Here is a 786-nt window from a genome sequence, read left to right as displayed (position 1 = left end):
CATGTTCGAGAAACTTTTCCAGACTGGCTTCCTATTATTTTCTTAAGTAGTCATGAAGAACCTGAAATGATTGCGAAAGCGATCGATGCGGGCGGCGATGACTATTTGATTAAGCCAGTTGACAAACTCGTCCTGAACTCCAAACTCATAGCGATGCAGCGTATCGCGCATATGCGTCGAGAACTCAAACAAGCAACAGCCCAACTAGAGCAAGTCAACCAACTTCTCACTCAACAAGCCAACGAGGATGGACTGACCAAGCTTTTCAACCGCCGTTACATTGATCAAAAGTTAGATTCAATGGTGGCGTGGCATGGAAGGCACCATATGCCGATGGCGATGATACTGTTGGATGTCGATTTCTTTAAGCCATTTAATGATAACTATGGACACATAGAAGGTGACCGCTGTTTACAAGCGATTGCCAACCAGCTTAAAGCAACATTCTGTCGTTCTGGTGAATATGTTGGTCGTTATGGCGGAGAAGAGTTTGTGGTTTTACTCAGTAGCACGGACGCGCAAACGGCAGAAAGGGAAGCAGAGCGCATTCAAGAAGCGATGTACTTCCTTGACTATCAACATGAGTTCTCAAGCGTTGCAAATAGAGTGACGGTGTCACAGGGTGTGTTTGTGTTCCAACCCACTGGAAAAGAGAATCAAGCAGATTTGTATGCCACGGCAGATAGGGCGCTTTATACTTCAAAATCGTTAGGTCGCAATACTTATACAATGGTAAACGCAAGTTGAAACAAGCTGTTATCAACAGTTACGCTATAGCTACACTGT

At 44.7% G+C, this 786-nt stretch carries 1 protein-coding gene; it reads left to right on the top strand.

The genetic code is table 11. The features are described 5' to 3' along the window. On the top strand, nt 1–747 hold a 747-nt coding region (locus R7R24_RS26190), incomplete at its 5' end, for a diguanylate cyclase (RefSeq protein ID WP_318120043.1). Between the last annotated feature and the right edge of the window lie 39 nt (nt 748–786).

Source organism: Vibrio sp. 704 (genome assembly GCF_033339295.1).
Note: the sequence above shows the minus strand (reverse complement) of the source record. Positions and strands in the feature narration are given on the sequence as shown.